Here is a 24,606-nt window from a genome sequence, read left to right on the forward strand (position 1 = left end):
GATAACCTCACTCCTTTAGCGCACGGCAAGTGCGCGCATACCCCTCAGGCAGGGCTGTGCCGGAAGCGCACCAGCACGATGCCGTGGTCCGCCGTCCCGTCGGCCCGGTGGTCCTCGGTGTTGAGGTGGTCGTTGTAGATCACCAGCCCGTCGAAGAGCCAGCGCCGCCGGTAGGAGTGGTCGTAGAACTGCTCGGAGACGAGCACGTGGTCCAGCGACTCCCGCAGGTCCTGGTAGACGTGCGTGTAGTAGACGTCGCGGGTGTCGCGGTACTGCTGCAGCGTCTGCGCGGTGTAGAGCGCGATGTCGCCGCCCCCGCGGGAGTCGCCGACGAGGTAGCGCGGCTGCTCGGTGAGGATGTTGAGGGTGTTCGAGTGCTGCCCGTCGTTGACGTCGCCGAGCACGATGACCGGGGTGACCGTGCCCTTGGTCTCCGCGGTGAGCACGACCCGCAGCGCGGCCGCCTCGGCGGTCCGGCGGATCGTGGACAGCGCGGCCCCGATCGCCGTGGTGTGCGCCTTGTAGCGGTCGCGGTCGGCGGTGTACCACCCCTCCCGCCAGATCTGGGTGGGGGCCTTGGACTTGAAGTGGCAGACGTAGACCGCGGTGGCCGGCTCGTCCTCGCGCGGGGCGATCTCGAAGCGCAGGACCGGGCGGGAGAAGCCGCGGATGCCCACGTCGATCTCCGGCGTCTGCGGGTCCTCACCGGAGGAGGTCAGCCGCAGGTCGTCCGGGAAGTCCTCGATCCACCGTGCCGAGTCGGGCACCAGCAGGCCACGGCGCACCAGCGCCCCGCACACGATCTTGGCGCCGGTCGCGGGGGTGGCGAGCAGGTCGTACTCCTCGTCCATCCCTGCCTGGGTGACGATCTCGGCGAGCGCGTCGGCGTGCCACAGCTCCTGCACCCCCAGGACGTCCGGGGCCAGCTCGCGCAGCATCCGCGCGGACCAGGCGATCTTGGCGGCATACTCCTCGTCGCTCCAGCCGTCCAGGTCGCGGTACATCGGCCCGCCGGGCAGGTTGAGGTTGTAGAGGTTGAAGGTCGCCACGGACAGGTCCGGCTGGTTCATGGGTCGTCTCCTGCGACGCTCTCGACGGGTATGCCTGATCTCACCCTGTCAGAGCCTCCCGGGTGCCGTCCGGATACAGTCCGCCGCCTTAGGAGGGCCACGTCATCGGGTTCTTCTACATGTACCTCCTGCTCACCCAGGGCAGCCTCTTCCTCACCCCAGCCACACCAACCGGTGGTGGAGCCTCTCGCTGGAGCTGCTCGTCGCAGCGCACGGGCGGCGTCGACACCGGTCGTTCACGCGGGTGGTGGCCAGGCTGAGCAGCCCCAACCAGCGGCTGGTCCGGGGCGGGCGGGGTTGTCGGACCAGATCTGGCGCCACACTTCCTTCGGGAAGGCCGTGCCGCCAGTGTGCCGGGTCGCGTGGCTCAGGTGGTCCCGGAGCCGCGGCGTCCGGGTGCGTTCAACCACCGCAGCAGCCCTCCGATGACGGCGAAGAGCACGGCGATGAGCACTCCGACGATCACGATGGCCGCGCCTCGGTTGTCGATGCGGTCTCCCAGGTTGGCCATCACCACCGCGATCAGCAGCGGCCCGAGGATCAGCAGCGCGAGGGTGACCAGGATGGTGGCGAGCGGACCACGCCGCGGGGCACGCTGGTCGGCGTCCTCGGAGGGCCGTGGATCCGCAGCCGGCTCGGTGACCAGGGTCTGGTTGACGTGGTTGGCGAGGGCGGCGGTGAGGGAGAAGGCCTCGTGGACCCGACCCGGCGTCGTGGGCCCGAGGGGTCGGCTGCCGAAGACGGTCAGCTCGTCGCCCGTGACTTCGACGGTGTAACGGCCGGCGAATCGCGCGAGGTCGCCGAGCACCTCCGGCGGCACGACGTCGCGTTCGCTCGTGGTGCGCTTCGCGACGCGGCCTGCGAGACGCGCACGCAGGAAGACCTCGGCCTGGTGGGGCTCGACCTGGGCACGGCCGCTCGGTTGCATCAGGCGGGCGCGCGGAGCGGTGGCTGGAAGCCGGTCGCCCACCTCGAGGAAGTGGGGATCGCGGGTGCGGACGCTGCGCAGCACCGACGCCCTGCCTGCACCGAACGTGCTGCCGGCATAGTGCGGCACGAACACGCTGCGCACGATGATCAGGTGGTTGGCCCGGCCGAACTCGGCGAGTCGGTCGCCGCCGGAGGACTGCCGCAGCAGGTCGAACCAGACATAGCCGCCGATGGCGAGGAAGAACACGACGACGAAGATCGGGGCGCCGAGCACCCCCTGGCCGACGGCCAGCATGGCCACGAACACCACGACCGGGACCGCGACGAGAAGCCCGGCGACCACAGACGCCATCACCAGGCGGTTCTCCTGCCCGATCCCACGAATACGGCTGGCCAGGCCCGGAGAGCTCGTCAGGGGCGCATAGTCGAGACCTCGCGCATCCACGAGTCCGATCCTTGCACGTCGATCGGACGACGGGCCGGTCGGTGGGGAGGTGGGCACCGGGATGGGCTGACCGTCCGGTCGCTAGCAGGTCCGGTATGCCGTCGCGCCCTCAGGCCGAGTCGCGCGCCACGACCTCGGTGGGGAGCAGGCGGCCCTCCGACCCGACGTTCACCCCGGCGAGCTGGTCCAGCACCAGCTGGGCGGCAGCCGCACCGAGACCGCGCGCAGGCTGGCGCACCGTGGTGAGTGCGGGCTGGCACCGACGCGCCCAGCTGGAGTCGTCGATGACGCAGGTGTGCAACGACGTCTCCGTCGGCCCCTCCCCTGAATCGGGAGTGTGGTCGGCATAGCACAACCTTCATCGGCGAACTTCCCGATGAGGGTTCTGCTAGGCCGACGTTGGTCCGGGGTGATCGGTGCACCGTGGCCGGTGACCGGCCGTGGCACGATCAGCCCATGCACCCTGCCGACAGCCACGACGTGATCCGGGTCCGCGGAGCACGGGTCAACAACCTCAAGGACGTCGACGTCGACATCCCCAAGCGCCGGATGACCGTCTTCTCCGGGGTCTCCGGGTCCGGCAAGTCGAGCCTGGTCTTCGGGACCGTGGCGGCCGAGAGCCAGCGGTTGATCAACGAGACCTACTCCGCCTTCCTGCAGTCCTTCATGCCGGTGACCAGCCGGCCCGAGGTGGAGGAGCTGGACGGCCTGTCCGCCGCCATCGTCGTCGACCAGGAGCGGCTCGGGGCCAACGCCCGGTCCACGGTGGGCACCGCCACCGACGCGTATGCCCTGCTCCGGATCCTCTTCAGCCGCCTGTCCGAGCCGCACGTCGGCCCCAGCTCGGCCTTCTCCTTCAACCTCGCCTCGGCGAGCGGCAGCGGGCGGCTGCTCGTGGAGAAGGACGGCAAACCGCCCAAGGGCGAGGTCGCGACGTTCGAGTTCATCGGCGGCATGTGCCCGGTCTGCGAAGGGCTGGGCCACCAGGCTGCGATCGACGAGGACGTCGTCGTCGACCGGTCCCTGTCGCTCAACGAGGGAGCCATCCTCGTCCCGGGCTACGGCGTCGGCACCTGGGGCTGGAAGATGTACGGCGACGAGGGGGCCGCGGCGGGGGGCAAGCTCGACATGGACAAGGCGCTCGGGGACTACTCCGAGCGGGAGTGGCACTGGTTGATGTACCAGGAACCCACCAAGGTGAAGTTCGCCGGGATCAACCTCACCTACGAGGGCCTGGTGGTGCGGATCCGGCGCACCCTCTTCGGCGACCGGGAGCCGAAGCAGAAGCACATGATCGAGTTCAAGGAGCGGGTCGCGACGACCGGCCCGTGCTCCGAGTGCGGCGGCACCCGGCTGAACGAGGCGGCCCGCACCGCGAAGGTCGCCGGCACGACCATCCCCGAGTGCACCGCGATGCAGGTCAGCGATCTGGCGGAGTGGGTCCGCGGCATCTCGGACTCCTCGGTGGGGCCGCTGCTGGCCAACCTCGCCGCGATGCTCGACGCGTTCACCGAGATCGGCCTGGGCTATCTCTCCCTGGACCGGGAGGCAGGGACCCTCTCCGGCGGCGAGGCGCAACGGGTCAAGATGATCCGGCAGCTGGGCAGCGCGCTCACCGATGTCACCTACGTCTTCGACGAGCCCACCGTGGGCCTGCACCCGCACGACATCCGCCGGATGATCGCGCTGCTGGAGTCGCTGCGGGACAAGGGCAACACCATCCTCGTGGTCGAGCACAAGCCGGAGGTCATCGAGGCGGCGGACCACGTCATCGACATCGGCCCGGGTGCCGGCAACGACGGGGGCGAGATCACCTTCGAGGGCGACGTCGCCGGCCTGCGCGCCTCCGCCACGACGACCGGGCACTACCTGGACCACCGGATGCCGTTGCGCCCGGGCGAGGAGGTCCGTGAGCCCGCCGGGGTCCTGGAGATCAGGCGGGCCTCCACGCACAACCTCAAGGACGTCGACGTCGACATCCCCACCGGGGTCCTGGTGGCCATCACCGGGGTGGCGGGGTCGGGCAAGAGCTCCCTCGTCCACGGATCGTTGGGCGGCCGCGAGGACGTCCTCATCGTGGACCAGTCGGCGATCCGTGGGTCGCGCCGGTCCAACCCGGCCACCTACTCCGGCCTGCTCGACCCGATCCGCACCGTCTTCGCGAAGGAGAACGGCGTCAAGGCCGCGCTGTTCTCCCCCAACTCCGAGGGGGCCTGCCCCGCCTGCAACGGGCAGGGCGTCATCTACCCCGAGCAGGGCATGCTGGTGGGCGGTCCGTCCCGGTGCGAGACGTGCGGTGGTCAGCGGTTCCGCGAGGACGTGCTGGAGCACACGTTGCACGGGCTGAACATCGCCGAGGTCTTCGACCTCTCGATCGCGCAGGCCGCCGAGGTCTTCACCACCGGCAAGGCGCAGGGCATCCTCGCCCGGCTGGTCGACGTGGGCCTGGGGTACCTGCGGCTCGGACAACCCCTGACCACTCTGTCCGGCGGTGAGCGGCAGCGGCTCAAGCTCGCCTCCCAGCTCGGCGGCAAGGGCACCACGATCGTCCTGGACGAGCCGACGGCCGGGCTGCACCTGGCCGACACCGAGCGGCTGGTGACGATGCTGCACACCCTAGTCGAGCAGGGTCACAGCCTCATCGTCATCGAGCACAACCTGGCGGTGGTCGCGAACGCCGACCACGTGATCGACATCGGCCCAGGGGCCGGGCACGACGGGGGAGAGGTCGTCTTCCAGGGCACCCCCGCCGAGATGGTCGCGAGCGGCGCCACACTGACCGCCGAGCACCTGCAGGAGTGGGTGGGCGCCAGCTCCTGATCTCATCCTCGCGGCGGAGCGATGTCGTGCTGCGGACGGAGGCGCGCAGCGCCTCATGGGGGCAGGCTGGCAGGCATCGGTTCATCCATGACCGGGAGGGATCCACCATGCACCGACGCACCTCGACCATCGCCCTGAGCCTCGTGCTCGCCGGCATACCGGCCGCGACGACCGCGGCACCGACCACGGGGGATTCCGACGACCGGGCGACGCCCGCGTCCATGGCCGCCGAGCGGGACGAGGAGCTGCGGTCGGCCATCCGGGACGCCGCCGCCACGGCCCGGGCGACCCAGGCGCGGCGGTCCGCGTCCGGTGAGCTCCCCGGCCCGGCGCGGGTGCCGCGCAGTCCGCAGCCGACGCTGGAGGCCGGCGTGGAGCAGCTCGTCGCCGACGGCGCCATCGGCGTCACGGCGAGGGTGGAGACCCCGACGCTGCGGTGGGCCGGGTCCGCCGGAACGCGGAGCCTGGACGGCGACGCGCCGGCGCTCGAGCGCAGCCCGCTGCGCGTCGCCAGCAACACCAAGACGATGATCGCCACGCTGGTGATGCAGGAGGTGGAGGCCGGGACCTGGACCCTCGACACCCCGGCCGACGACGTCATACCCGGGTTGTTCCCCGACCACCCGGAGGTGACGATCCGGCACCTGCTCAGCCACACCTCTGGTATGCCGCGCGGCACCAACGAGCTGATCCTTCCCTACGTCGAGGACCCGGAGGACTGGGACGACTTCGTGACCGCGATCAGCCGCGACTACGCCGACGCCGAGCACGTCGACGCAGTCAACGCCGTGCCGTGGGCCTCCGAGCCGGGCGAGGCCTACAGCTACTCCAACACCGGTTACGTCGCCCTCGGCATGCTGCTGGAGGAGGCCACCGGCACCGACGTCGGCACGCTGGTCACCGAGCGGATCCGTCGACCGGCGGGGATGGGCCAGAGCCGCTACCCGGAGGAGCCGGGGCTGCAGGGCGCCGCGCTGCACGAGGCGATGTTCGTCGACGAGCGCGGCTGGATCGACCTGGACACCTTCGACCCGGATGTCTTCTCGCACAGCGGCGCCGCCGTCGCCACGGTGGAGGACCTGTCCGACCTGACCACGTCGCTGCTCGGCGGTGACCTGGTCTCCCCGGCGACGGTCGAGCAGATGCTCGCCCCGTCGTCGGCGAACCCGATGAACTACGGGCTCGGCATGTATGCGCTGCCCGATCCGTGCCGGCCGGGCGAGTTCCTCTACGGCCACGACGGCGCGTCCTTCGGCAGCCTGAGCCTGACCTTCGCCTCGCGGGACGGGTCACGCCAGCTGGCCCTCGGGGTGACGGGTCGGGACCTGACCGTGGGCCAGGACGCGCTCTACGACATCAACGACGCGCTGATCCCGATGCTGCTCGCCACCTGCTGACCGGCCGCACGGTTTGCGTCGACCGGCCGCACGGTCTGCGTCGACCGGCCGCACGGTTTGCGTGGACCGGCCGCACGTTCTGCAGGTCAGGGACGGTCCTCGCCCTCGTCGCCCTCGCTGAGGTGCATGGCGGCCTCCTCGGCGGGGTCGCCGGACCTCGCCGCTGGCTGCTCCAGCTCGAGGTCGGCGTCACCACCGAGCACGTCCTGGTCGGCCGGGATCGCGTCCGGGTCGTCACCGCCGAGCAGCTCCGGCTCGCGGTCGCCGGCGGTGTCCTCGCCACCGACCTCCGGGCGGCCGTAGGACGTGCCCTCCTCCGGGACCTCCTGGGAGATCCGCTGGTCGATGGTCTCCTCGGCCGCGTCGTCGTCGGCGAACTCCGAGCTCACCGGCCGCCGCTCCGGGGGGCTCCACGCCACGTCCGCGGTGGCGTCGGGCTCGTCCAGGTTCACCTCGGCCTCCGCCTCCTGCTCCAGGCTGTAGTCACGGGTGCCGCTCTCGTCCTCGTAGAGGTGGTCGCTCATGGGTCTACCGTGCGCCCGCAGCGCGGTCGGCGCAAACCGTGCGGCCGGTCAGCGCAGACCGTGCGGTCGGTCAGCGCAGACCGTGCGGTCGGTCGGCGCAAACCGTGCGGCCGGTCCGTAGCATCGCGACAGCGTGCGCGTGTGCCCGACCTGGGCGTGGATGGCGGTGCGCGTGTGCCCGACCTGGGCGTGGATGGCGGCGAGGGTCAACGTGGCACGGGACAGCGTGTCGGTGCACCACCCACGTCATGGGGCCGCCGTGACCGGATCGTCCTCGAAGATCACCGTCCGCGCCCGGAAGCCGGTCCACTCCGGCACGTCCCACACTCGCGGTCGTCCGGCCCTCGTCGGACGCCGCAGCACGTTGGTGCCGCAGTGGATCTGGCCCATGTGCAGGTGGTAGTACCACGAGTCGATGAAGTGGAGGGTGAGCCCGAGGTCCTCGACGACAGCAGCGATGAAGAGCTCGAAGAGGTCAACCATCCCGTCGGCGACGCGGATCCTGGAGAACTCGTCGCGGAGCAGCCCGCGCCCGTCGAGCGCCCCGGCATTGGCCCGTCGCAACCGCCGCCCAACCTCCTCCGCCGACTGCCCCGGGAAGCTGTCCTTGAAGACGGCGACGAGGTCGTCCACGTCCTGCATCCCGCCGTAGCTGCGCCGGATGGTGCCGCTCGGTGTCTCGTCATACGCCGGGGACTGCCGCCGCACCCAGGTCGTCTCGCGCGTCATCCGCCGGGCGGAGATGAGACGGCGCCCCACCCGGGACCGTGCAGATTCCAGCCCGTCGACACCTTCCATCACTGTGCGCACGACCTGGACCGCGTCGTCGACGAGCATCCGCGGCCCGTAGGGCTTCGGCACGAGCAGGTGGCTCCCGAGCACGACGAGGTTGGCGCAGTCCGGGGAGAAGGCGGACGTGGGCGTGCGCAGCGATCCGGGTGGGGGCCAGGGCCGGTATGCCGTGAGGTCCGGCACCGCGTCCCAGAGGACGGGGAGCGGGAGGACGGGAGCCCCCAGCTCGGAGCGCAGGAGCTGTCGGCTCGGCTCGAGGACCGATGTGTCGAGGATCTCCTGGGTGCTGTCGCCCCGGCTGTCGGTCTCGCACCACAGGATCTCGGCCGGTGTGATGTCGGCGCGGTAGTAACGCTCGCCCGCCCCGCGCACCATGCCGATCGGGTGGACGTTGAACGCATCCGAGTCGCCGAACTCGAACGTGAGGTTCTGGAAGATCCGCGGCGGCTGCACGTCAGTGTTCGGTCCACCGGGGCGAGCGGAGCCGACAAGGTGCTTCCACATCTTGCCCCGGAAGAGGCGCGTCACCGGGTGTGGCCCGCCGTCCATGAGGCGGGGTAGGACGCCGGACGGTCGACGCAGGCTGCTGTCGGGGTCCTCGATGGGCAGGCCGGTCATCTGGAGGCGACTCGCCTCCCGCAGGAGCGCGAGCGCCATCGCCGACGAGGCGTGCAGCACGGCGAAGCCGCTGCTGGGGCGGGGCACGACGGCGAACATCTCATCGACGTGACCGACGTCGAGCCAAGTTGTGTCGAGCTCGACGATCGGTTGGCGTCGCTGCGCGACGAGCAGGCGCAGGACGTCCGGGTCCATGAACTCGGCACCGCCCTGGAGGGAGCGGTTGCCCAGCAGGATCTTGCCGAGGTCGGCGCCCGGGACCGGAGGGGTCGACTCGATGTTGCCGCCGTAGACGGCCGAGCCCTGCATCTGCTCGGCTCGGGTGACCACCTTGCGAGCGATCTCCTCGGAGAAGGCCACGGCGGACCCCGACACGGGCAGGGTCACCGTCGCCCGACCCTGTGGACCCGCGACGGTGACGCCGCGCAGGGCCTCCGCGACCTGACGACGGACCTCCGCGACGAGGGCGTCGACATCGGCCTCGCGCCGCAGGCTCGGCGCGGCCGACTTGGCCGCAGTGGCGAGGTCGTCGATGGTCCGCAGGTTGTCGGGGATGGCGCGCACCGTCGCGACCCAGTCCTCGGTGAACGTCACGGACGGCCCGCTCGGCGTCCCCGAGCCCCCCGAGGATCCCGAGCTACTCGAGGCGGCGCTCGTGAGGACGGACGCCGACTGGAGGAAGAGCCGGGGCAGGTCAGCGACCCTCGCGACGGCGACGAGGACCTCGGCGAGCGTGACCGGCGTGAACCGCGCGACTCCGCCGGATGCCGTCGACACGGGCAGCTCCCGCCTCCACAGCCCCGCATAGACCCCGAGGTCGGCCGACCGGAAGTGGCTGTCGACGAAGCCCCTGAGGTTGGCAGCATCCGGCCCGACGGCGCTGTTGCTGGCCATTCGGGGCAGGTGCAGGACGAGTTGGCGGAACCCGCTCGGACCCTCGACGTGCGCGTGCTGGAACTGGTCCTGCAGCCAGGCATCACCGGAGTTCAGCGACTCGGGGACCTCGACGACGGGGACGCCTGCGGCGCTCGCAGCTCGCCGCAGATCGGCGAGGGAGGGAGCATTGCCCGGCACCGACGCGGCATACACGCGTGTGGCCGGAGCCAGGCAGTCGTCGAGGATCGCCGGTGCCACCGAGAAGCATCCCCGATCCTCCTCGGTGAAGGTCCCGTCCGGCCGCTCGTACCCGATCGCGAGGATGAACCTGTCATCGGCGACGTCGACGGCCCGGTATGCCGTGTCGATACTCGCGAGTCGCCCGAACGACGCGCCCGCGATGGTCCTCACCTGGAGGGTGAGGTCGAGGACACCCGATGTCGGGACGGACGGAAGGACGTAGGTGTCCGGCCGGCCGAGCCGGTGCGGCACGATGACACCGGTCGAGTCGGACAGGCGCACCCGGGTGTGCATGAGCATCCCCGGTAGGTGCGCGACGAGTTCCTCGCCCGGGCCCGGCCCTCCGCCTGCAAGCACCCGGATCTGGATCGGCACCAGCTCGTCGTCGCGGGTGAAGGCGGTGGCCAGGTCGTAGTCCGGCGTCGGGTCGCCGCCACTCCCACCGCCGACCGAGCCCGAGAGGGCTCGCTGGTCGCGGTCGAGGTTGGGGACCACGATGCACCCCGGGTGGGCGAGCCTCGCCGACCGCTCGTCCGCGCTGCTCGTGAGGAGCCCGTCCCGGTCGAAGTCGGCATGGAGCTCGAGTCGGCCCGTCATGTCGGCTCTGCCTCAGTTCTCGACCCAGGAGCCGTCCGGCTGCTTGGACCACGTCGGCAGCGAGTCGTCGGCGCGCAGCCGCACGAGCGAGGTCGGCACACGCACCTCCCACGGGTCGCCGACGGGGATCTCGTCACCGGGACGGCCGAGCCGTTCGGTGAGCTCGTCCGCGATGGGCAGGTAGGTGTCATCCGAGATCGGCGGCAGCGAGCCGCCCATCCACGGGTCGCCGAAGAGCCGGAAGTGGTCGACGGCGGCCTCGAAGCCGGGGCGCACGGGCAGCTGGACCCGGACCGCGCCGGCCTTGAGGAAGGCCTCGTAGTCGGCGTCGTCGTCCTCGATGACGAGCTTGTCGAGCCAACCTTCCTTGCGCCCCCAGAAGTAGGAGTAGGGCACCCACGAGACGTTCTCCCACTCGAAGGCCTGCTCGAAGAACCGCGCGTACGCGCCCTCGGTGGTCGCCTCCGCGAAGGCGATCTCCGGCAGCCCCGCACTCCCGGAGTCGATGGCGTCGAACGCGTCGAAGTGCTGGAGGGTGAGCGTGGAGATCGCGAGCCGCTTGATCTCGTCGAGCATGAGGGCGCGGTTCTTTGCCGACGGCCCGCTCTGGATCTCCGCCGGGGCCGATGCCTGGAGCTCGGCGAGCCGCGCTTCGTACTCGGACAGCCGTGCCTTGTAGGCCTGGGTGAGCTTGGCGTGGGTGTCGGCCCGCCAGAGGTCGAAGGCGCGGTTCGTCGCCTCGCAGATGACCTCGACGGCGATGGCGACGTCGCCGACCCGGTCGGTGACCATCGCGAACGGCACGGCTCCGGTCTCCTCGTCGAGCGAGGTCGACCAGACATTGCCGCCGCCGGAGAACCGGTGCGCGCGCTGACCGATGACGACGTCCACCGCCCAGTCGTCCCAGACCGTGACGACCTGGCCGACGGTGGCGCGGATCGCTCGGTAGCCGGCCGGTACCTCGACCCGGGTCGAGTTCGTGAACTCCTGGTCCTTGTCCTCACCACCGGTGTTGTAGTCGTAGGCGGACGTCACGTAGGGCTGCGGGGGCGGGGCGACGTCGGTCGCAAGGTACTCGCGCACGTAGGTCTGGTAGTTGTCCGGCGTGAGCTGACGCGGCGTGATCTCGAACGTGGCCGGCTTCTCCAGTTCGAGCGAGGCCGAGCGCCGAGTCCTGAACGCCTCCATGAGCATCGCGGCCGGCTCGGGGACCATGAGGTCGTAGATCGTGCGCGGTCCGTAATTGAAGACCTGCGCTTCGTACACCTTCTCGACCCACTGGTAGACGCCGGACACGTGCCCGGCACCGGTGGTGTTGTCGAAGCCGTGGCGGTCGATGTTCTCGACCTCGCGGGTGATCCGCCGGGTCTCGCGCGACAGCACCCGCTCGGTGACCTTCTCCGACGCCTTCTGCGTCACGGTCCGCGCGGTTTCGGACGCGGCCTTCTCGGCCTCCTGCGACTTGCGCTGCCACGACGCCTCGACGGACGCGCGGAACTCGACGGTTGGTCCGTAGCTCGCCTTGAGGCTGGCCGAGCCCTTGACCGAGGTCTCCTCCTGGAGCGCCTTCTCGGACTCGCGACGCATCTCGAACCGGTCGGTCGTCTCGAGCGACCGCTCGGTCGTCGTCTCGACCTCCCGCTCGGTGAGCGTGATGACCTCGGTCTCGAGCCGGGTGCGATGCGTCCGCTCCTTCTTCTCACCCTTGAGGATGGTGGCGATGTGCGAGACCTCGGCACCGGCATACCCGGTGAGCTGCTGCTTGACGAGGAGGAGGTCCATGATCCCGGCTGGCTCGATGTCTGCGTGGCTCGTCGGCACCCGCTCGGGCAGAAACGGCCGGACCGCGTCGAGGAGCATGCCCGGCGTGAACGACAGGATGTAGGCCATCGGCTTGGACGTCAGCGCGACGGACGTGCCGCCCATCGTCTTGAACGACTTCTGGGTGAGCGGCACGAGCGACTGCGCGGCCTCGTGGATCTGCTGCCGCTCGGCGGTGAGGGCCTCGACCGTGCGGGCGATCGGCTGGCTCGGGTCGTAGCCCAGGTCGCTCAGCGTCCCCTTGGTCTCCTTGCTCAGGCCCTTGACCGTCTCCGGCGTGAGGCGCAGGCCGACCAGGCCGGGCAGGACCGGAGTCATGGCTGGCGAGCCGGTGATGGCCAGGCGTGCCCCGGAGGGTGCAGCCAGCTTGGGCGCGGTGACGCCGAGCTGGTCGATCGCGAAGTTCTCGAAGGACCGTCGCACCACGTCTGCCGGGGCTTCGAGGGCGCCGAGCACGTTGGGGCGGTCCTTGCCGATGTCCTTGCCCGACGCGGCGAAGATGCTGCGCAACGCGGCCTGGCGGATCGCCACCTCCTCGGCGAAGAGCTGGGTCGGCCGCAGCTTGGGGTCGGGCATGAGTGCTGGGTGCTCGCGCACGCCGACGGTCGCGAAGCCGTCCGGGCGGATGGCGCGCAGCTCGCCGATGGCGGCGTCGATGGCGGTGTGCCTCGAGACGAGGTCCTTGAGCTTCTCCGACAGGTCGGGTGGTGTCGCGCGCGGCGGCGTCGGCGGCCGCGTCGGGAGCGCGTGCCCGGGTACGCGAAGTCCGCGGCGGGCCGCGGCGACGAGGTCCTCGCGCGACTCCGGGAAGGCGGGCTTCGCGGCATACCGACGGAGGAACTCAAGCGCACGCAGGACGGCGCCGAGCCGGCGGATCGGCAGCTTGTGGTGGGCCGCCGAGAGCTTGATCGCGAGGATGGAGTCCTTGACCCGCACCTCCAGTGCCGGGAGACCGGCGCGGTCGAGGTATGCCGCAGGGTCGCCTCCCAGGGCGTCGGTCAGGGCAGTCTCGACGTCGCTGCGCGAGGGGGCGTCGTTGTTGGCGAGCAGCTCGTCGATCGCGGTCGACGCGGCGTCGAGACCGGCCGTCGTCGCGTTGCCGGCGATGTCGCCGACGAACTTCGCCGAGGTGGCGTACTTCGCCGCGAGCGCGCGTAACTGGTCGTGCCGAGTGTCGCCGTTGGGGATCGCCGCGCAGGCCGACTGGAACTCGGATTCGGCAGTGAGGTCGATCGGGTCGGACTCGTCGGGCGTGCGGTTGGGTTCGCGGACGATGTTGAACCGGAACAGTGTCTCCACGGTGGGCCTCCTCAGGTCGGCGACGCATGAGGAGGAGTGCCGGTGGCTGCCGCCAGATACATCGCGGCGGCCACCATCCGGGCTCCGCGAGGGACCGTGCTGGTCAGCCGCCCGGCCGGGAAGGCGACCTGGGCCGCGCCTGGCTGGGCGCGCGGCTGAGCGACCACGCGCCCGTGGTCGTCGACGACGACCTGCGATGAGTCACCGCCCCGGCCGGGGTCGGAAGGGGTATGAGCGAGAAAACCCCGGAAGGTCCGTCAGGGTCCGGCAGTAACGTTCGCGGTATGGGTCCGACCGAGACGGCCGGGGTCGTCAGGACCGACCCCGACCGCACCTTCCACCACCTGCTGGTGAACACCGCGCTCGCCGGTCTCACCACGTCCTACCTGTGGTTCGGGCTGACCTTCTGGGCCTACCTGCAGACCCGGTCGGTCATGGCGACCGGGATCATCGGCGGCGCCTACATGCTGCTGGTCGCGTTCAGCAGCGTCTTCTTCGGCACCCTGGTCGATCACCACCGCAAGCTGCCGGTGATGCGCTTCTCGAGCACCGTGACGCTGGTGGCCTTCACCGTGGCCGGGCTGCTCTACCTCGCGATCCCGGACGAGGACATGACCGACCTCACCCAGCCGTGGTTCTGGACCCTGTCGGTCATCATCCTGGCCGGCGCGGTGGTCGAGCACATGCGCAACATCGCGCTCTCGACCTGCGTCACGATCCTCATCCCGGACGAGCGGCGCGCCAACGCCAACGGCCTGGTCGGCTCCGTGCACGGCATCGCCTTCATCGCCACCAGCGTGCTCTCCGGGCTGTCCATCGGGCTGCTCGGCATGGGCTGGACGATCGTCGTCGCCATCGGCCTCATCGCCGTGGGCCTGGCCCACCTGGCCACGTTGCGGATGCCGCAGGAGGTCGTGCCGGCCGCGTCGGAGGAGGGGGACGCACCCGGCAGGATCGACCTGGCCGGGTCGCTGGCGGTGATCCGCAGCGCTCCCGGGCTGCTGTCCCTCATCTTCTTCGCGACCTTCAACAACCTCATCGGGGGCGTCTACATGGCGCTGATGGACCCCTACGGCCTGGAGCTGTTCTCGGTCGAGATGTGGGGGATCGTCTTCGGGGTGGCCTCGACCGGGTTCATCGTCGGCGGACTGGTCATCGCCAAGACCGGCCTGGGCGCCAACCCGATGCGCACCCTGCTGCTGGCGGTCATGGTGATGGGCTTCCTCGGGGCCATCTTCACGATCCGGGAGTGGGCCTGGCTCTACGTCCTCGGCATCTTCGTCTACCTGTGCCTCATCCCCGCCGTCGAGGCGGCGGAGCAGACGGTCATCCAACGCGTGGTGCCGCTGCGGCGGCAGGGCCGGGTCTTCGGCCTGGCGATGGCGGTGGAGTCCGCGGCGGCACCGGTCACCGCGTTCCTCATCGCGCCGCTCGCCGAGTTCTGGATCTTCCCGTGGGTGCGCTCGCCGGAGGGCCGGGAGTCCGTCGCCTGGCTCCTCGGCGAGGGCGAGGCACGGGGCATCGCCCTGGTCTTCCTGGTCGCCGGTCTGATCATGGTCGCCGCGGCCCTGCTGGCGATGGCTTCGCCCGCCTACCGGGCGCTGTCGCGGAGCTACACCTCCGCAGCGCCGCCGGAGGACGGCTCCCTCGAGGACCTCCCCGACGACGGCGTCCCCGCCGCTGTGGTCGGTCGCTGAGCGCGGGAGGCGGCGACCGGCGCCGCTCCTCAGCGGCGCTGCTCGTCCAGGTAGCCGTGCACGAGCGACACCACGGACGCGCCCTCACCCGTCGCCGACGCCACCCGCTTCATGCTCCCGGCGCGGATGTCCCCCGCGGCGAAGACGCCGGGGACGCTGGTCGTCAGCGGTGTGGGCGGCAGCTCCTCCTCCCACCTCTCCTGCGGCACCTGCCGGCCGGTGAGCACGAAGCCGCGCTCGTCGCGGGCCAGCTCCTGCGGCAGCCAGTCGCAGTGCGGCTCGGCCCCGATGAGCAGGAAGAGGCCGCCCACCTCGAGCCGCTTGCGGTGCTCCTTGTCCCGGTGCTCGAACTCCAGCCACTCCAGCCGGTCCTCGCCCCCGCCGTCGACCACCTGCGCCCGACCGTAGACGGTGATCCGGGGGTTGGCGTCCAGCTCCTTGATCAGGTATGCCGACATCGTCGCCGAGAGGTCGTCGCGCCGCACGACGACGGCCACCGACCGGGCGAACCTGGCCAGGTGGACCGCGGCCTGTCCGGCGGAGTTGCCGCCGCCCACGACGACGACGTCCCGGCCCTCCATCTCCCGGGAGGCCGCCATCGCCGCCCCGTAGTGGACCCCACGGCCGACCAACTCCTCGAGCGAGTCGATGCCCAGCCGGCGGTACTCCACACCCGTGGCGATGACGACCGTGCGCGCCCTGACGTCACCGCCCTCGGTGACCACCCGGTGCGGCTGCCCGTCCCGCCCCGGGACGAGCTCCACCGCCGGCCACCCGGTGTAGAACTGGGTGCCGAAGCGGATCGCCTGCAGCCGCGCCCGCTGGGCCAGGCGCATACCGGAGATGCCACGGGGGAAGCCGAGGTAGTTGCGGATCATCGAGCTGGTCCCGGCCTGCCCCCCGATCGCCTCCGACTCGAGCACGACCGTGCGCAGCCCCTCGCTCGAGGCGTAGACCGCCGAGGCCAGCCCCGCCGGACCGGCACCGACGACCACGACATCCGCGACCTGCTCGGTCTCGATCTCGTCGGGGCGGCCGTAGAGCCGGGTCGCGACGTCCCGGACCGACCGGACCGACCCCACGTCGCCGTTGTAGGTCGCGACGACCGGCCACTGCGGGCTCGCCTCGTCCAGCCGCGCCAGCGCCTGCTGACCCGCCTCGCTCTCCGGGGTGTGCACCCCGGTCGGTGCGCCCACCCGGCCCAGGTAGTCCAGCAGCTCGCGGGTCAGCGCGTCCTTCTCCGGGTTGATGATCTGGATCGACTCCACCTCGGGCGTGGCGACCGTGGCGTTCCAGTCGTTCAGCAGCTCGCCGACGGCGACGTGGAACTCCTCGTCCCGCTTGCCGCGCGGCATGAGCATGAAGGCGTCGATGGCGCCGGTGGCGACGGGGGTGCGCATCTCCACCGCGCCCTGCCGGAAGTGGTCCCAGTGCGAGACGGCCAGCCTGCGCGCGGTCGGCACCAGGTGGCGCAGCTTGGCGAGCACCTGCTCGGTCTCCACGCCCTGCACCGGGTGGTCGACGACCAGCAGCGCGATCGGGATGCCGTCGGCGACCATGGTCCCGATGAGCTGCTTGGCGGCCAGTGGCGTGCTCGTGGGGATGACGGCGTACTCCCCGCTGTACCTCGCGAACTGCGTGAGCAGCGTGTCCAGGTGCGAGCCGGAGAGGACCACGATGGCGGGCGTGTGGGTCACCGTTGCAGCCTAGTCAGGTGGCAAGGTGGTGGACGTAGCACCAGCGCCAGCTCTCGCCCGGCTCCGCCGACTGCATGACCGGGTGCCCGGTGTCCCGGTGGTGGGCGGAGGCGTGCTGTGCGGGGGAGGAGTCGCAGCAGGCCACGTGGCCGCACTCCAGGCACTGGCGCAGCGCGACCACCTCGATGCCCTCGCGCTCGCACAGCTCGCACCGGGGGTCGGACGCGCGCGCGGCGACGGGGTATGCCCGCAGCTCGGCGCACTGCAGGTGCCCGTCGCTGCCGGTGGCCCGGATGTCCTCCCGGGCGGTCGTGGAGGAGTCGATCATCGACTCCTCGAGGTCGAGCATGCCGAGCACCTGGCGGACCACGGGGGAGGGCACCTTCCCCTTGGCCCGGATGTGCAGGACCCGCTCCCGCTCGCGCACGATCATCGTCCGCCGCAGCTCGGCATACGCTTCCGAGGGCGTCTGCCGGCCCTCCGTAGTGGACAGCTGCTCCCACGCGGCGAAGGTCCGCTGGTCCAGCCGCTGCCGGATGGTGCTGGCCACGGCGGAGTTCTCCGCCGTCTCCAGCTCCTCCAGGCGTGCCAGCCCGGCGCTCGTCGCCTGCTGCAGCAGGGTGGCCCGGGCCAGGGCGTCGTCGGCGGGGTCCGGCGGCCGCACCCGCAGGGCGCGGGTCAGCGCGGGCAGGGTGAGCCCTTGCAGCAGCAGCGTGCCGGCGACCACCGTGAGCGCCACGAGCAGCAGCAGGTCACGGTAGGGCGCGTCCACCGGCAGGATGAGGGCGGCCGCGAGGGTGACCACCCCGCGCATCCCGGCCCAGCCGATCAGCGTCGTCTCGGCGGCACCGGCCGGCTCGCGCCGGTCGCCCAGCCGGCTGCCGAGCAGCGGCCGGGTCAGGTGCACCCAGGCCAGGCGCACGACGACGACGGTCACCAGCACGGCGAGGGGCACCCCGACGATCGTCCCGAGCGCGAGATCGGTGCCTGACAGGTCCTCGACGATCCACCGGGCCTGGAGACCGATGAGCAGGAAGACGACGTTCTCCAGCAGGAACGAGATGGTGCGCCAGGTCGTGCTCTCCACGATCCGGCCCTGCGCGGTCTGCAGGGTGGAGGAGCGGTGGCTGAGCAGCAGCCCCGCGACGACGACGCTGATCACGCCGGAGGCATAGATCGTCTCCGCCAGCAGGTAGGCCGCGAACGGCGTGACGAAGGAGACGGCGGTGTCCAGCAGCGGGTCGTGCAGCCGCCGACGCACCCAGGCCACGACCTTGTAGACGACCAGGCCGACGAGCACCCCGCCGCCGGCGGCGACGAGGAAGTCGCCGAGCACCCCGGAGGCGCTCACCCCGCCGACCATGGCGGCGATCGAGGTGCGCAGCGCCACCAGCGCCGTCGCGTCGTTGAGCAGCGACTCACCCTCCAGCACCGAGACCACCCGCCGCGGCAGCCCGATCCGCCGGCCCACCGCGGTCGCGGCCACGGCGTCGGGCGGCGCGACGATCGCCCCGATGGCGAGCGCGACCGGCCAGCCGATGTCCGGCAGCAGGGCCTTGGTGACGACCGCGACGGCGACCATCGTGACCAGGACCGCCGCGACGGACAGCAGCATGATGGGGCGCAGGTTGGCCTTGAGGTCCACCAGCGAGGTCGACAGCGAGGCGGTGTAGAGCAGCGGCGGCAGCAGCCCGATCAGCACGATCTCCGGCTGCAGGTGGATCTCCGGCACCCCGGGCAGGAAGGACAGGCCGACGCCGATGACGGTGAGCAGCAGCGGGGCGGGTGCGCCGAGGCGCTGCGAGAGGGTCTCGCCGATGATGACGACGAGGGCCAGCAGCACCAGCACGAGAGCGATCTCCACGGACCCATTCTCCCCCTCGCCCGAATTCGACCGCTGGTTCCGTCGCCATGGCGAACACTCCAGAGGTCGAATTCGGGCGGGAGGGGCCGGGGAGCACCGGATCCGGGCTTGACCCGGCGGCAGTCCTGGCGGGTGGCTAGCCTGGGGCCAGCCCACCCCGTCCGTGGCGGCCCACGTCGCTCCGGCGGGTGCGCGCCGCGACCGTTCCCGCCCACCGAGGAGAAGTGATGATCACGCACGACGTGCGCGTCCACCCCAGCGCCGACGAGCTGGCGCGCGAGGACCAGCTGGCCTGGAAGATCGCCGAGGTCGCCGCGGACCCGGTGGCGGTCGAGGCCGAGGTCGGCGAGATGGTCATCAACCGGATCATCGACAACGCGTCGGTGGCCCTGGCCTCGGTCAACCGGCGACCGGTCGTCGTCGCACGGGACCAGGCGCTGGCGCACCGGCATACCCCCGTCGACGGCGCCCAGGGTGCCGCCGTCCTCGGCGACCCCGACGCGCGCGTGTCACCGGAGTGGGCGGCGTGGGCCAACGGGACCGCGGTGCGCGAGCTGGACTACCACGACACCTTCCTGGCGGCGGAGTACTCCCACCCGGGGGACAACATCCCGCCGATCCTGGCCGTGGCCCAGCACGTCGGGGCTGACGGCGCCAGCCTGCTGCGCGCCCTGGCCACCGGCTACGAGATCCAGGTCGACCTGGTCCGCGCGATCAGCCTGCACGCGCACAAGATCGACCACGTCGCCCACCTCGGTCCCTCGGCGGCGGCCGGGCTCGGGACGCTGCTGCAGGCGCCGGTCGAGGTGACCTACCAGGCCATCGGGCAGGCGCTGCACACCACCACCGCCACCCGCCAGTCGCGCAAGGGCGAGATCTCCAGCTGGAAGGCGTATGCCCCGGCGCACGCGGGCAAGGCGGCGATCGAGGCCTTCGACCGGGCGCTGCGCGGCGAGGGTGCCCCGGCCCCGATCTACGAGGGCGAGGACGGCGTGATCGCCTGGATGCTGGACGGCAAGGACGCGCACTACCAGGTGCCGCTGCCCGGCCCGGGCGAGGCCAAGCGGGCCATCCTGCGGACCTACACCAAGGAGTACTCCGCGGAGTACCAGAGCCAGGCCCTCATCGACCTGGCGATCCGGCTGCGCGATCAGATCCCCGACCTGTCCCAGGTGGAGTCGGTGCTCATCCAGACCAGCCACCACACCCACTACGTCATCGGCACCGGGGCGAACGACCCGCAGAAGATGGACCCCAAGGCCTCCCGGGAGACCCTGGACCACTCGATCATGTACATCTTCGCCGTCGCCCTCGAGGACGGGCGGTGGCACCACGTCGACTCCTACACCCCCGAGCGCGCCGGACGCGCCTCGACCGTCGAGCTGTGGCACAAGATCAGCACCGTCGAGGACCCGCGCTGGACCGAGGCCTACCACGCCACCGAGCCGGCCTTCGGCGGCCGGGTCGAGATCACCCTGGCGGACGGCACCGTCGTCGCCGACGAGCTGGCGGTGGCCGACGCGCACCCGGCCGGCGACCGGCCGTTCGCCCGGGACCAGTACGTCACGAAGTTCCGCACCCTCGCCGAGGGCATCGTCTCCCCCGGCGAGCAGGACCGGTTCCTCGAGACGGTGTCCGCGCTCGCCGAGCTGCCAGCCGGCCGCCTCCCCGAGCTCAACGTCGTCGCCGACGCCGTGACGCTGGAGACCGGCCCGACGGGGATCTTCCGATGAGCGCCGACGAGAGCGGCGTGCTCGCGCCCACCCGGCGGCGCCAGGCGTTCCGCGCCGGCCTGTCCTCCGGCCGGATCCAGCGCTACGTCGGGGCCTTCACCCCGCTCTCGGTGCCGCTCATCGAGCAGGCGGGGTTCGAGGGGGTCTACATCTCCGGCTCGGTCCTGGCCGCGGAGCGCGGGCTGCCCGACATCGGGCTGACCACGGCCAGCGAGGTGATCGGTCGGGGTCAGGAGATCGCCGGGATGACGACCCTGCCCGCCTTCATCGACGCGGACACCGGCTTCGGCGAGCCCAGCAACGTCGCGCGCACCGTGACCGGGCTGGAGCGGGCCGGGCTGGCGGGCGCCCACCTGGAGGACCAGGTCAACCCGAAGCGCTGCGGTCACCTGGACGGCAAGCAGGTGGTGAGCACCGAGGAGATGCTGCGCCGGGTCAGGGCGGCCGTGGTGGCGCGCACCGACCCGGAGTTCGTCATCTGCGCGCGCACCGACGCCCGTGCGGTCGAGGGCTTCGACGCCGCGCTCGAGCGGGCCAGGGCCTACGCCGACGCCGGCGCGGACCTGATCTTCCCCGAGGCGCTCAGGGACCTCGCCGAGTTCGAGGCCTTCGCGAGCGCGCTGGACGTGCCGATCCTGGCCAACATGACCGAGTTCGGGCAGAGCGAGCTGTTCACCACCACCCAGCTGGCGGACGCCGGGGTGTCCATGGTGATCTACCCGGTGACCCTGCAGCGCCTCGCGATGGGCGCGATCGAGGCCTCGCTGTCCACGCTGGCCGAGGAGGGCACCCAGGCCGAGCTGGTCCCGCAGATGCAGACCCGCGCCCGTCTCTACGAGGTGCTGCGGTATGCCGACTACAGCACCTTCGACGCCGACATCTTCGACTTCGCCGTCCCCGGCGAGCACTGAGAGAGGACTCACCATGTCTGAGACCACCATCCACCGCGGACTCGCCGGCGTCGTCGTCGACGAGACCTCCGTGTCCAAGGTCGACGCCGAGACCAGCACCCTGATCTACCGCGGCTACCCGGTGCAGGACCTCGCCGCGAGCTGCTCGTTCGAGGAGGTCGCCTGGCTGCTCTGGCACGGCGAGCTGCCCACCGAGGACGAGCTGGCCACCTTCGTCGAGACCGAGCGCGGGCTGCGCGCCATCCCCGAGCAGCTGGTCGAGGTGCTGCGCGGGCTGCCGGTGGAGTGCCACCCGATGGACGCGGTGCGCACGGCGGTGAGCTGGCTCGGGGCGAACGACCCGCGCTCGGAGTCCGACGACCCGGAGGACACCCTCGCGGTCTCGGTCGCGCTCTTCGCCCAGCTGCCGACGATCGTCGCCCTGGAGCAGCGTCGTCGACGGGGCCAGGAGCCGGTCGCACCGGACCCCTCGCTCGGCTACGCGGAGAACTTCCTGGCGATGGTCTTCGGCGAGGCGCCGGACGAGGCCACGGTCACCGCCTTCGAGACCTCGATGACGTTGTATGCCGAGCACTCGTTCAACGCCTCCACCTTCACCGCGCGGGTGGTGACCTCGACCCTGTCCGACGTCTACAGCGCCGTCACCGCGGCCATCGGGGCGCTCAAGGGCCCGCTGCACGGCGGCGCCAACGAGGCCGTGATGCACATGCTGGCCGAGGTCGGGGACGCCGACCGGGCCGAGCCGTGGCTGGACACCGCGCTCGCCGAGAAGCGCAAGATCATGGGCTTCGGCCACCGGGTCTACAAGACCGGCGACTCGCGGGTCCCGACGATGGACGCGGCGCTGCGCGAGTTCGCCGGGGCGGACCACGGCGACCTGCTGGCGACCTACGACCGGCTCAAGGACGCGATGATCGACCGCAAGGGCATCCACCCCAACCTGGACTACCCGGCCGGGCCGACCTACCACCTGATGGGCTTCGACATCCCGATGTTCACGCCGCTGTTCGTCATGGCGCGGATCACCGGGTGGACGGCGCACATCCGGGAGCAGCAGGCCGCGAACGCCCTGATCCGCCCGCTGAGCGAGTACGTCGGCCCCGAGAAGCGGGAGCTCCCCCAGCGCTGAGTCCTGCCCGGGTCGCCTCAGCCGCCCGGGGGCGGCCCGCCCCGGCCGCCGGGTCCGCCCCCGCCCGCGGGTCCGCCCGACCCACCCGCCTCGACCGCGGTGGTCGTGTCGATCGGGACGGTGAGGCGCACGACATACCCGTTGTCGTTGTCTCCGGTGACGGTGGCGAGCTGGTGCACCCCGCCGTCGTCGCCGAAGACGGAGTCGCCGGCCAGCGTGAGCTGCCCGAGGTTCTGCGTCGAACCCTCGTAGCCGCTGGTGGCGTAGACCGCCTCCGACATGCCCTGCGGCAGCGCGACCTGCGAGGTGCAGATGGTGTTGGTGGAGTCGGTGATGCTCGCCTCGTCGGGATAGACCTCGAGGTGGATGTGCGGCCAGCGACCGGCGTAGCAGCCGGGCACGACGCTGGTGAAGCGCACCAGCCCGTCGGCGTCGCTGACCTGGACGCCGCGCAGGAAGTTCTCCTGCTCCACGCCGGAGGAGTACATCGAGTACAGCCCGCTGTCGGTGCAGTGCCACACGTAGACCGCCGCACCGGCCATCGCCCCGCCCCCTCCCGCGATGTCCAGCACGGTCAGCTCCAGCGTCATCGGTATGCCGGTGGCGGTGCCGCCGTCCGAGTCGCCGAAGCTGCTGGTCAGGTCGGAGCGGACGACGCCGCTCTGCTCCAGCACGTCGGCCCCGTTGGACCCGTCGCCCGGGTAGGGGCCGGCCGTCTCGTCCGGGATCTCGGTGAGGTCGCCCTGGGTGGTGCCCGCCTGGTCGTCACCGCCGGTGGTGGAGGTCGCGGTGGAGGCGGACGGGGCCGACGACGTCGACCCCGTGCCCGCCGTGGGGGAGGCGCATGCGGCGAGGGTGCCGGCGGCGCCGATCCCCATGACGTGCAGCACCCGTCGGCGGCTGAGCAGGGTCCCGATGTCGAAGGCGAGGCCCTGGTCCTCGAGGTCGTCCTCGGGGCGGGGCAGCGCGCGCCCCTGGTAGCTGGGCCGGGTCCGGTGAGTGGTCATGGTGGCGTCCTCCTGTCGTGGTGGGCACGACGCTAGGCAGGCGCCCCAGCAGCCACCCGTGCCCCGCCTGTGCGCCTGCTGTGACCCTCGCGGATGCACGTCGAGGACGGGACAAACGTCATACCGCTCCGGGCGCGGGCACCCCTAGCGTGAGACCCGACGACGCGAACGATGGAGAGGGAACCCCGTGACCACGACCACAGCACCGGTGCTCGACGCCGACGGCCTGGCGCGCAGCTTCGGTTCGCTGACCGCCGTCGACGGCGTCACCTTCCAGATCCGGCCGGGTGAGACCTACGGCCTGCTGGGCCCCAACGGCGCCGGCAAGACGACGACGATCTCCATGATCGCCGGGCTGCTGCGCCCCGATGCCGGGTCGGTCACCGTCGCGGGGGTGCCGCTGGGGGATCGCCCCATCGAGGCGAAGCGGCACATCGGGCTGGTCCCGCAGGACCTGGCCATCTACCCCGAGCTGTCCGCCCGGGACAACCTCACCTACTTCGGCCGGCTGCAGGGGCTGTCCGGCTCCCGGCTGCGCGAGCGCGTCGGCGCCGTCCTGGAGACCGTCGGTCTGACCGACCGGGCCAAGGGCGCGAGCAAGAAGTTCTCCGGCGGGATGAAGCGTCGGCTCAACATCGGCATCGGGCTGCTGCACGAGCCGCGGCTGCTCATCCTGGACGAGCCGACGGTCGGGGTGGACCCGCAGTCGCGGCACGCCATCCTGGAGTCGGTTGAGGCCCTGTCCACCGAGGGCATGGCGGTGCTCTACACGACCCACTACATGGAGGAGGCCGAGCGGCTCTGCGACCGGATCGGCATCATCGACGCCGGGTCGCTGCAGGCGGAGGGCACCCGGGACGAGCTGGTCGACCTGATCGGCGGCACGGACACCGTCACCCTGGCCGGCACGGGTGACCTGGAGGCGGCCGAGCGGGCGCTCGCGGACCTCGCTGCCGTGGAGCAGGTGCACCGTGACCGGGGTGCGCTGCGGCTGGCCGTCAAGGGTGCCCCGAGGGCGATCAGCGGCATCGTCAACGCGACCGCCGGGGCGGGGATGACCCTCTCCGACGTGGAGATCTCCCGGCCCGACCTGGAGGCCGTGTTTCTCCACCTGACCGGCAAGGCGTTGCGGGACTGAC

16 protein-coding genes are annotated in these 24,606 nt (G+C 71.4%); 7 read left to right on the forward strand and 9 right to left on the reverse strand.

Annotation, left to right across the window (positions count from 1 at the left end):
• Positions 1-44 precede the first annotated feature (44 nt).
• The 3 genes from FXF60_RS03140 to FXF60_RS03150 all read right to left on the reverse strand — a co-directional run bounded on the left by FXF60_RS03140 (position 45) and on the right by FXF60_RS03150 (position 2,746).
• Entirely contained in the window at positions 45-1,070 is a 1,026-nt protein-coding gene (locus FXF60_RS03140; RefSeq protein WP_151523802.1) for an endonuclease/exonuclease/phosphatase family protein, read from the reverse strand.
• Positions 1,071-1,437: 367 nt separating this feature from the next.
• On the reverse strand, positions 1,438-2,355 hold the full coding sequence (locus FXF60_RS03145; protein ID WP_151523803.1) for a hypothetical protein: 918 nt from the start codon (positions 2,353-2,355) through the stop codon (positions 1,438-1,440).
• 199 nt (positions 2,356-2,554) lie between these two features.
• A complete protein-coding gene (locus tag FXF60_RS03150; protein ID WP_238335672.1) occupies positions 2,555-2,746 on the reverse strand; it encodes a substrate-binding domain-containing protein in 192 nt (63 codons plus the stop codon).
• Positions 2,747-2,901: 155 nt separating this feature from the next.
• Between FXF60_RS03150 and FXF60_RS03155 the strand changes: the two genes are divergently transcribed.
• Together FXF60_RS03155 and FXF60_RS03160 are read left to right on the forward strand one after the other, a co-directional pair.
• On the forward strand, positions 2,902-5,265 hold the full coding sequence (locus tag FXF60_RS03155) for an excinuclease ABC subunit UvrA (protein WP_151523805.1): 2,364 nt from the start codon (positions 2,902-2,904) through the stop codon (positions 5,263-5,265).
• Between the two features lie 107 nt (positions 5,266-5,372).
• Entirely contained in the window at positions 5,373-6,662 is a 1,290-nt protein-coding gene (locus FXF60_RS03160) for a serine hydrolase domain-containing protein (protein WP_151523806.1), read from the forward strand.
• Positions 6,663-6,748: 86 nt separating this feature from the next.
• Here the strand turns inward: FXF60_RS03160 and FXF60_RS03165 are convergent, their stop codons facing one another.
• The 3 genes from FXF60_RS03165 to FXF60_RS03175 all read right to left on the reverse strand — a co-directional run bounded on the left by FXF60_RS03165 (position 6,749) and on the right by FXF60_RS03175 (position 13,429).
• Positions 6,749-7,186: a hypothetical protein gene (locus FXF60_RS03165; protein ID WP_151523807.1), complete on the reverse strand. Its 438-nt coding sequence runs from the start codon at positions 7,184-7,186 to the stop codon at positions 6,749-6,751.
• Positions 7,187-7,432: 246 nt separating this feature from the next.
• A complete protein-coding gene (locus tag FXF60_RS03170; RefSeq protein ID WP_151523808.1) occupies positions 7,433-10,309 on the reverse strand; it encodes a protein-arginine deiminase family protein in 2,877 nt (958 codons plus the stop codon).
• A 12-nt stretch (positions 10,310-10,321) separates the two neighbouring features.
• Positions 10,322-13,429 (reverse strand): hypothetical protein, encoded by a 3,108-nt coding sequence (locus FXF60_RS03175; RefSeq protein WP_151523809.1) that lies wholly within the window; start codon positions 13,427-13,429, stop codon positions 10,322-10,324.
• 284 nt (positions 13,430-13,713) lie between these two features.
• Between FXF60_RS03175 and FXF60_RS03180 the strand changes: the two genes are divergently transcribed.
• Positions 13,714-15,126: an MFS transporter gene (locus FXF60_RS03180; protein WP_238335673.1), complete on the forward strand. Its 1,413-nt coding sequence runs from the start codon at positions 13,714-13,716 to the stop codon at positions 15,124-15,126.
• A gap of 29 nt (positions 15,127-15,155) precedes the next feature.
• Here the strand turns inward: FXF60_RS03180 and FXF60_RS03185 are convergent, their stop codons facing one another.
• Positions 15,156-16,823 carry an NAD(P)/FAD-dependent oxidoreductase gene (locus FXF60_RS03185; RefSeq protein ID WP_151523811.1) on the reverse strand — a complete coding sequence of 556 codons (1,668 nt, stop codon included), beginning with the start codon at positions 16,821-16,823 and terminating at the stop codon, positions 15,156-15,158.
• A gap of 13 nt (positions 16,824-16,836) precedes the next feature.
• Positions 16,837-18,687 carry a Na+/H+ antiporter gene (locus tag FXF60_RS03190; protein WP_151523812.1) on the reverse strand — a complete coding sequence of 617 codons (1,851 nt, stop codon included), beginning with the start codon at positions 18,685-18,687 and terminating at the stop codon, positions 16,837-16,839.
• Between the two features lie 224 nt (positions 18,688-18,911).
• Between FXF60_RS03190 and FXF60_RS03195 the strand changes: the two genes are divergently transcribed.
• The 3 genes from FXF60_RS03195 to FXF60_RS03205 are packed head-to-tail and all read left to right on the forward strand — an operon-like array spanning position 18,912 to position 22,460.
• Complete coding sequence (locus FXF60_RS03195) at positions 18,912-20,420, forward strand: MmgE/PrpD family protein (protein ID WP_202879537.1); 1,509 nt, start codon at positions 18,912-18,914, stop codon at positions 20,418-20,420.
• The gene (prpB, locus tag FXF60_RS03200) at positions 20,417-21,331 is read left to right on the forward strand and encodes a methylisocitrate lyase (protein WP_151523814.1); all 915 of its coding nucleotides are present in this window, start codon (positions 20,417-20,419) and stop codon (positions 21,329-21,331) included. Before FXF60_RS03195 ends, prpB begins: the two co-directional genes overlap by 4 nt.
• Before the next feature lie 13 nt (positions 21,332-21,344).
• The gene (locus FXF60_RS03205; protein WP_151523815.1) at positions 21,345-22,460 is read left to right on the forward strand and encodes a bifunctional 2-methylcitrate synthase/citrate synthase; all 1,116 of its coding nucleotides are present in this window, start codon (positions 21,345-21,347) and stop codon (positions 22,458-22,460) included.
• 17 nt (positions 22,461-22,477) lie between these two features.
• On the opposite strand, the gene FXF60_RS03210 is transcribed toward FXF60_RS03205, so the two are convergent.
• Positions 22,478-23,467, reverse strand: a complete 990-nt coding sequence (locus tag FXF60_RS03210) for a dioxygenase family protein (protein ID WP_151523816.1) — start codon at positions 23,465-23,467, stop codon at positions 22,478-22,480.
• Positions 23,468-23,654: 187 nt separating this feature from the next.
• On the opposite strand from FXF60_RS03210, the gene FXF60_RS03215 reads away from it, so the two are divergent.
• Entirely contained in the window at positions 23,655-24,605 is a 951-nt protein-coding gene (locus tag FXF60_RS03215) for an ABC transporter ATP-binding protein (protein ID WP_238335674.1), read from the forward strand.
• Position 24,606 lies beyond the last annotated feature (1 nt).

This window comes from Serinicoccus kebangsaanensis, from assembly GCF_008919445.1.
Lineage (GTDB): Bacteria > Actinomycetota > Actinomycetes > Actinomycetales > Dermatophilaceae > Ornithinicoccus > Ornithinicoccus kebangsaanensis.

What these genes read in the sequence shown, in the direction of transcription:
- FXF60_RS03205 (WP_151523815.1), top strand. Translation starts at nt 21,345, where the DNA reads ATGTCTGAGACCACCATCCACCGCGGACTCGCCGGCGTCGTCGTCGAC.
- FXF60_RS03210 (WP_151523816.1), bottom strand. Translation starts at nt 23,467, where the DNA reads ATGACCACTCACCGGACCCGGCCCAGCTACCAGGGGCGCGCGCTGCCC.
- FXF60_RS03165 (WP_151523807.1), bottom strand. Translation starts at nt 7,186, where the DNA reads ATGAGCGACCACCTCTACGAGGACGAGAGCGGCACCCGTGACTACAGC.
- prpB (WP_151523814.1), top strand. Translation starts at nt 20,417, where the DNA reads ATGAGCGCCGACGAGAGCGGCGTGCTCGCGCCCACCCGGCGGCGCCAG.
- FXF60_RS03160 (WP_151523806.1), top strand. Translation starts at nt 5,373, where the DNA reads ATGCACCGACGCACCTCGACCATCGCCCTGAGCCTCGTGCTCGCCGGC.
- FXF60_RS03140 (WP_151523802.1), bottom strand. Translation starts at nt 1,070, where the DNA reads ATGAACCAGCCGGACCTGTCCGTGGCGACCTTCAACCTCTACAACCTC.
- FXF60_RS03170 (WP_151523808.1), bottom strand. Translation starts at nt 10,309, where the DNA reads ATGACGGGCCGACTCGAGCTCCATGCCGACTTCGACCGGGACGGGCTC.
- FXF60_RS03155 (WP_151523805.1), top strand. Translation starts at nt 2,902, where the DNA reads ATGCACCCTGCCGACAGCCACGACGTGATCCGGGTCCGCGGAGCACGG.
- FXF60_RS03180 (WP_238335673.1), top strand. Translation starts at nt 13,714, where the DNA reads ATGGGTCCGACCGAGACGGCCGGGGTCGTCAGGACCGACCCCGACCGC.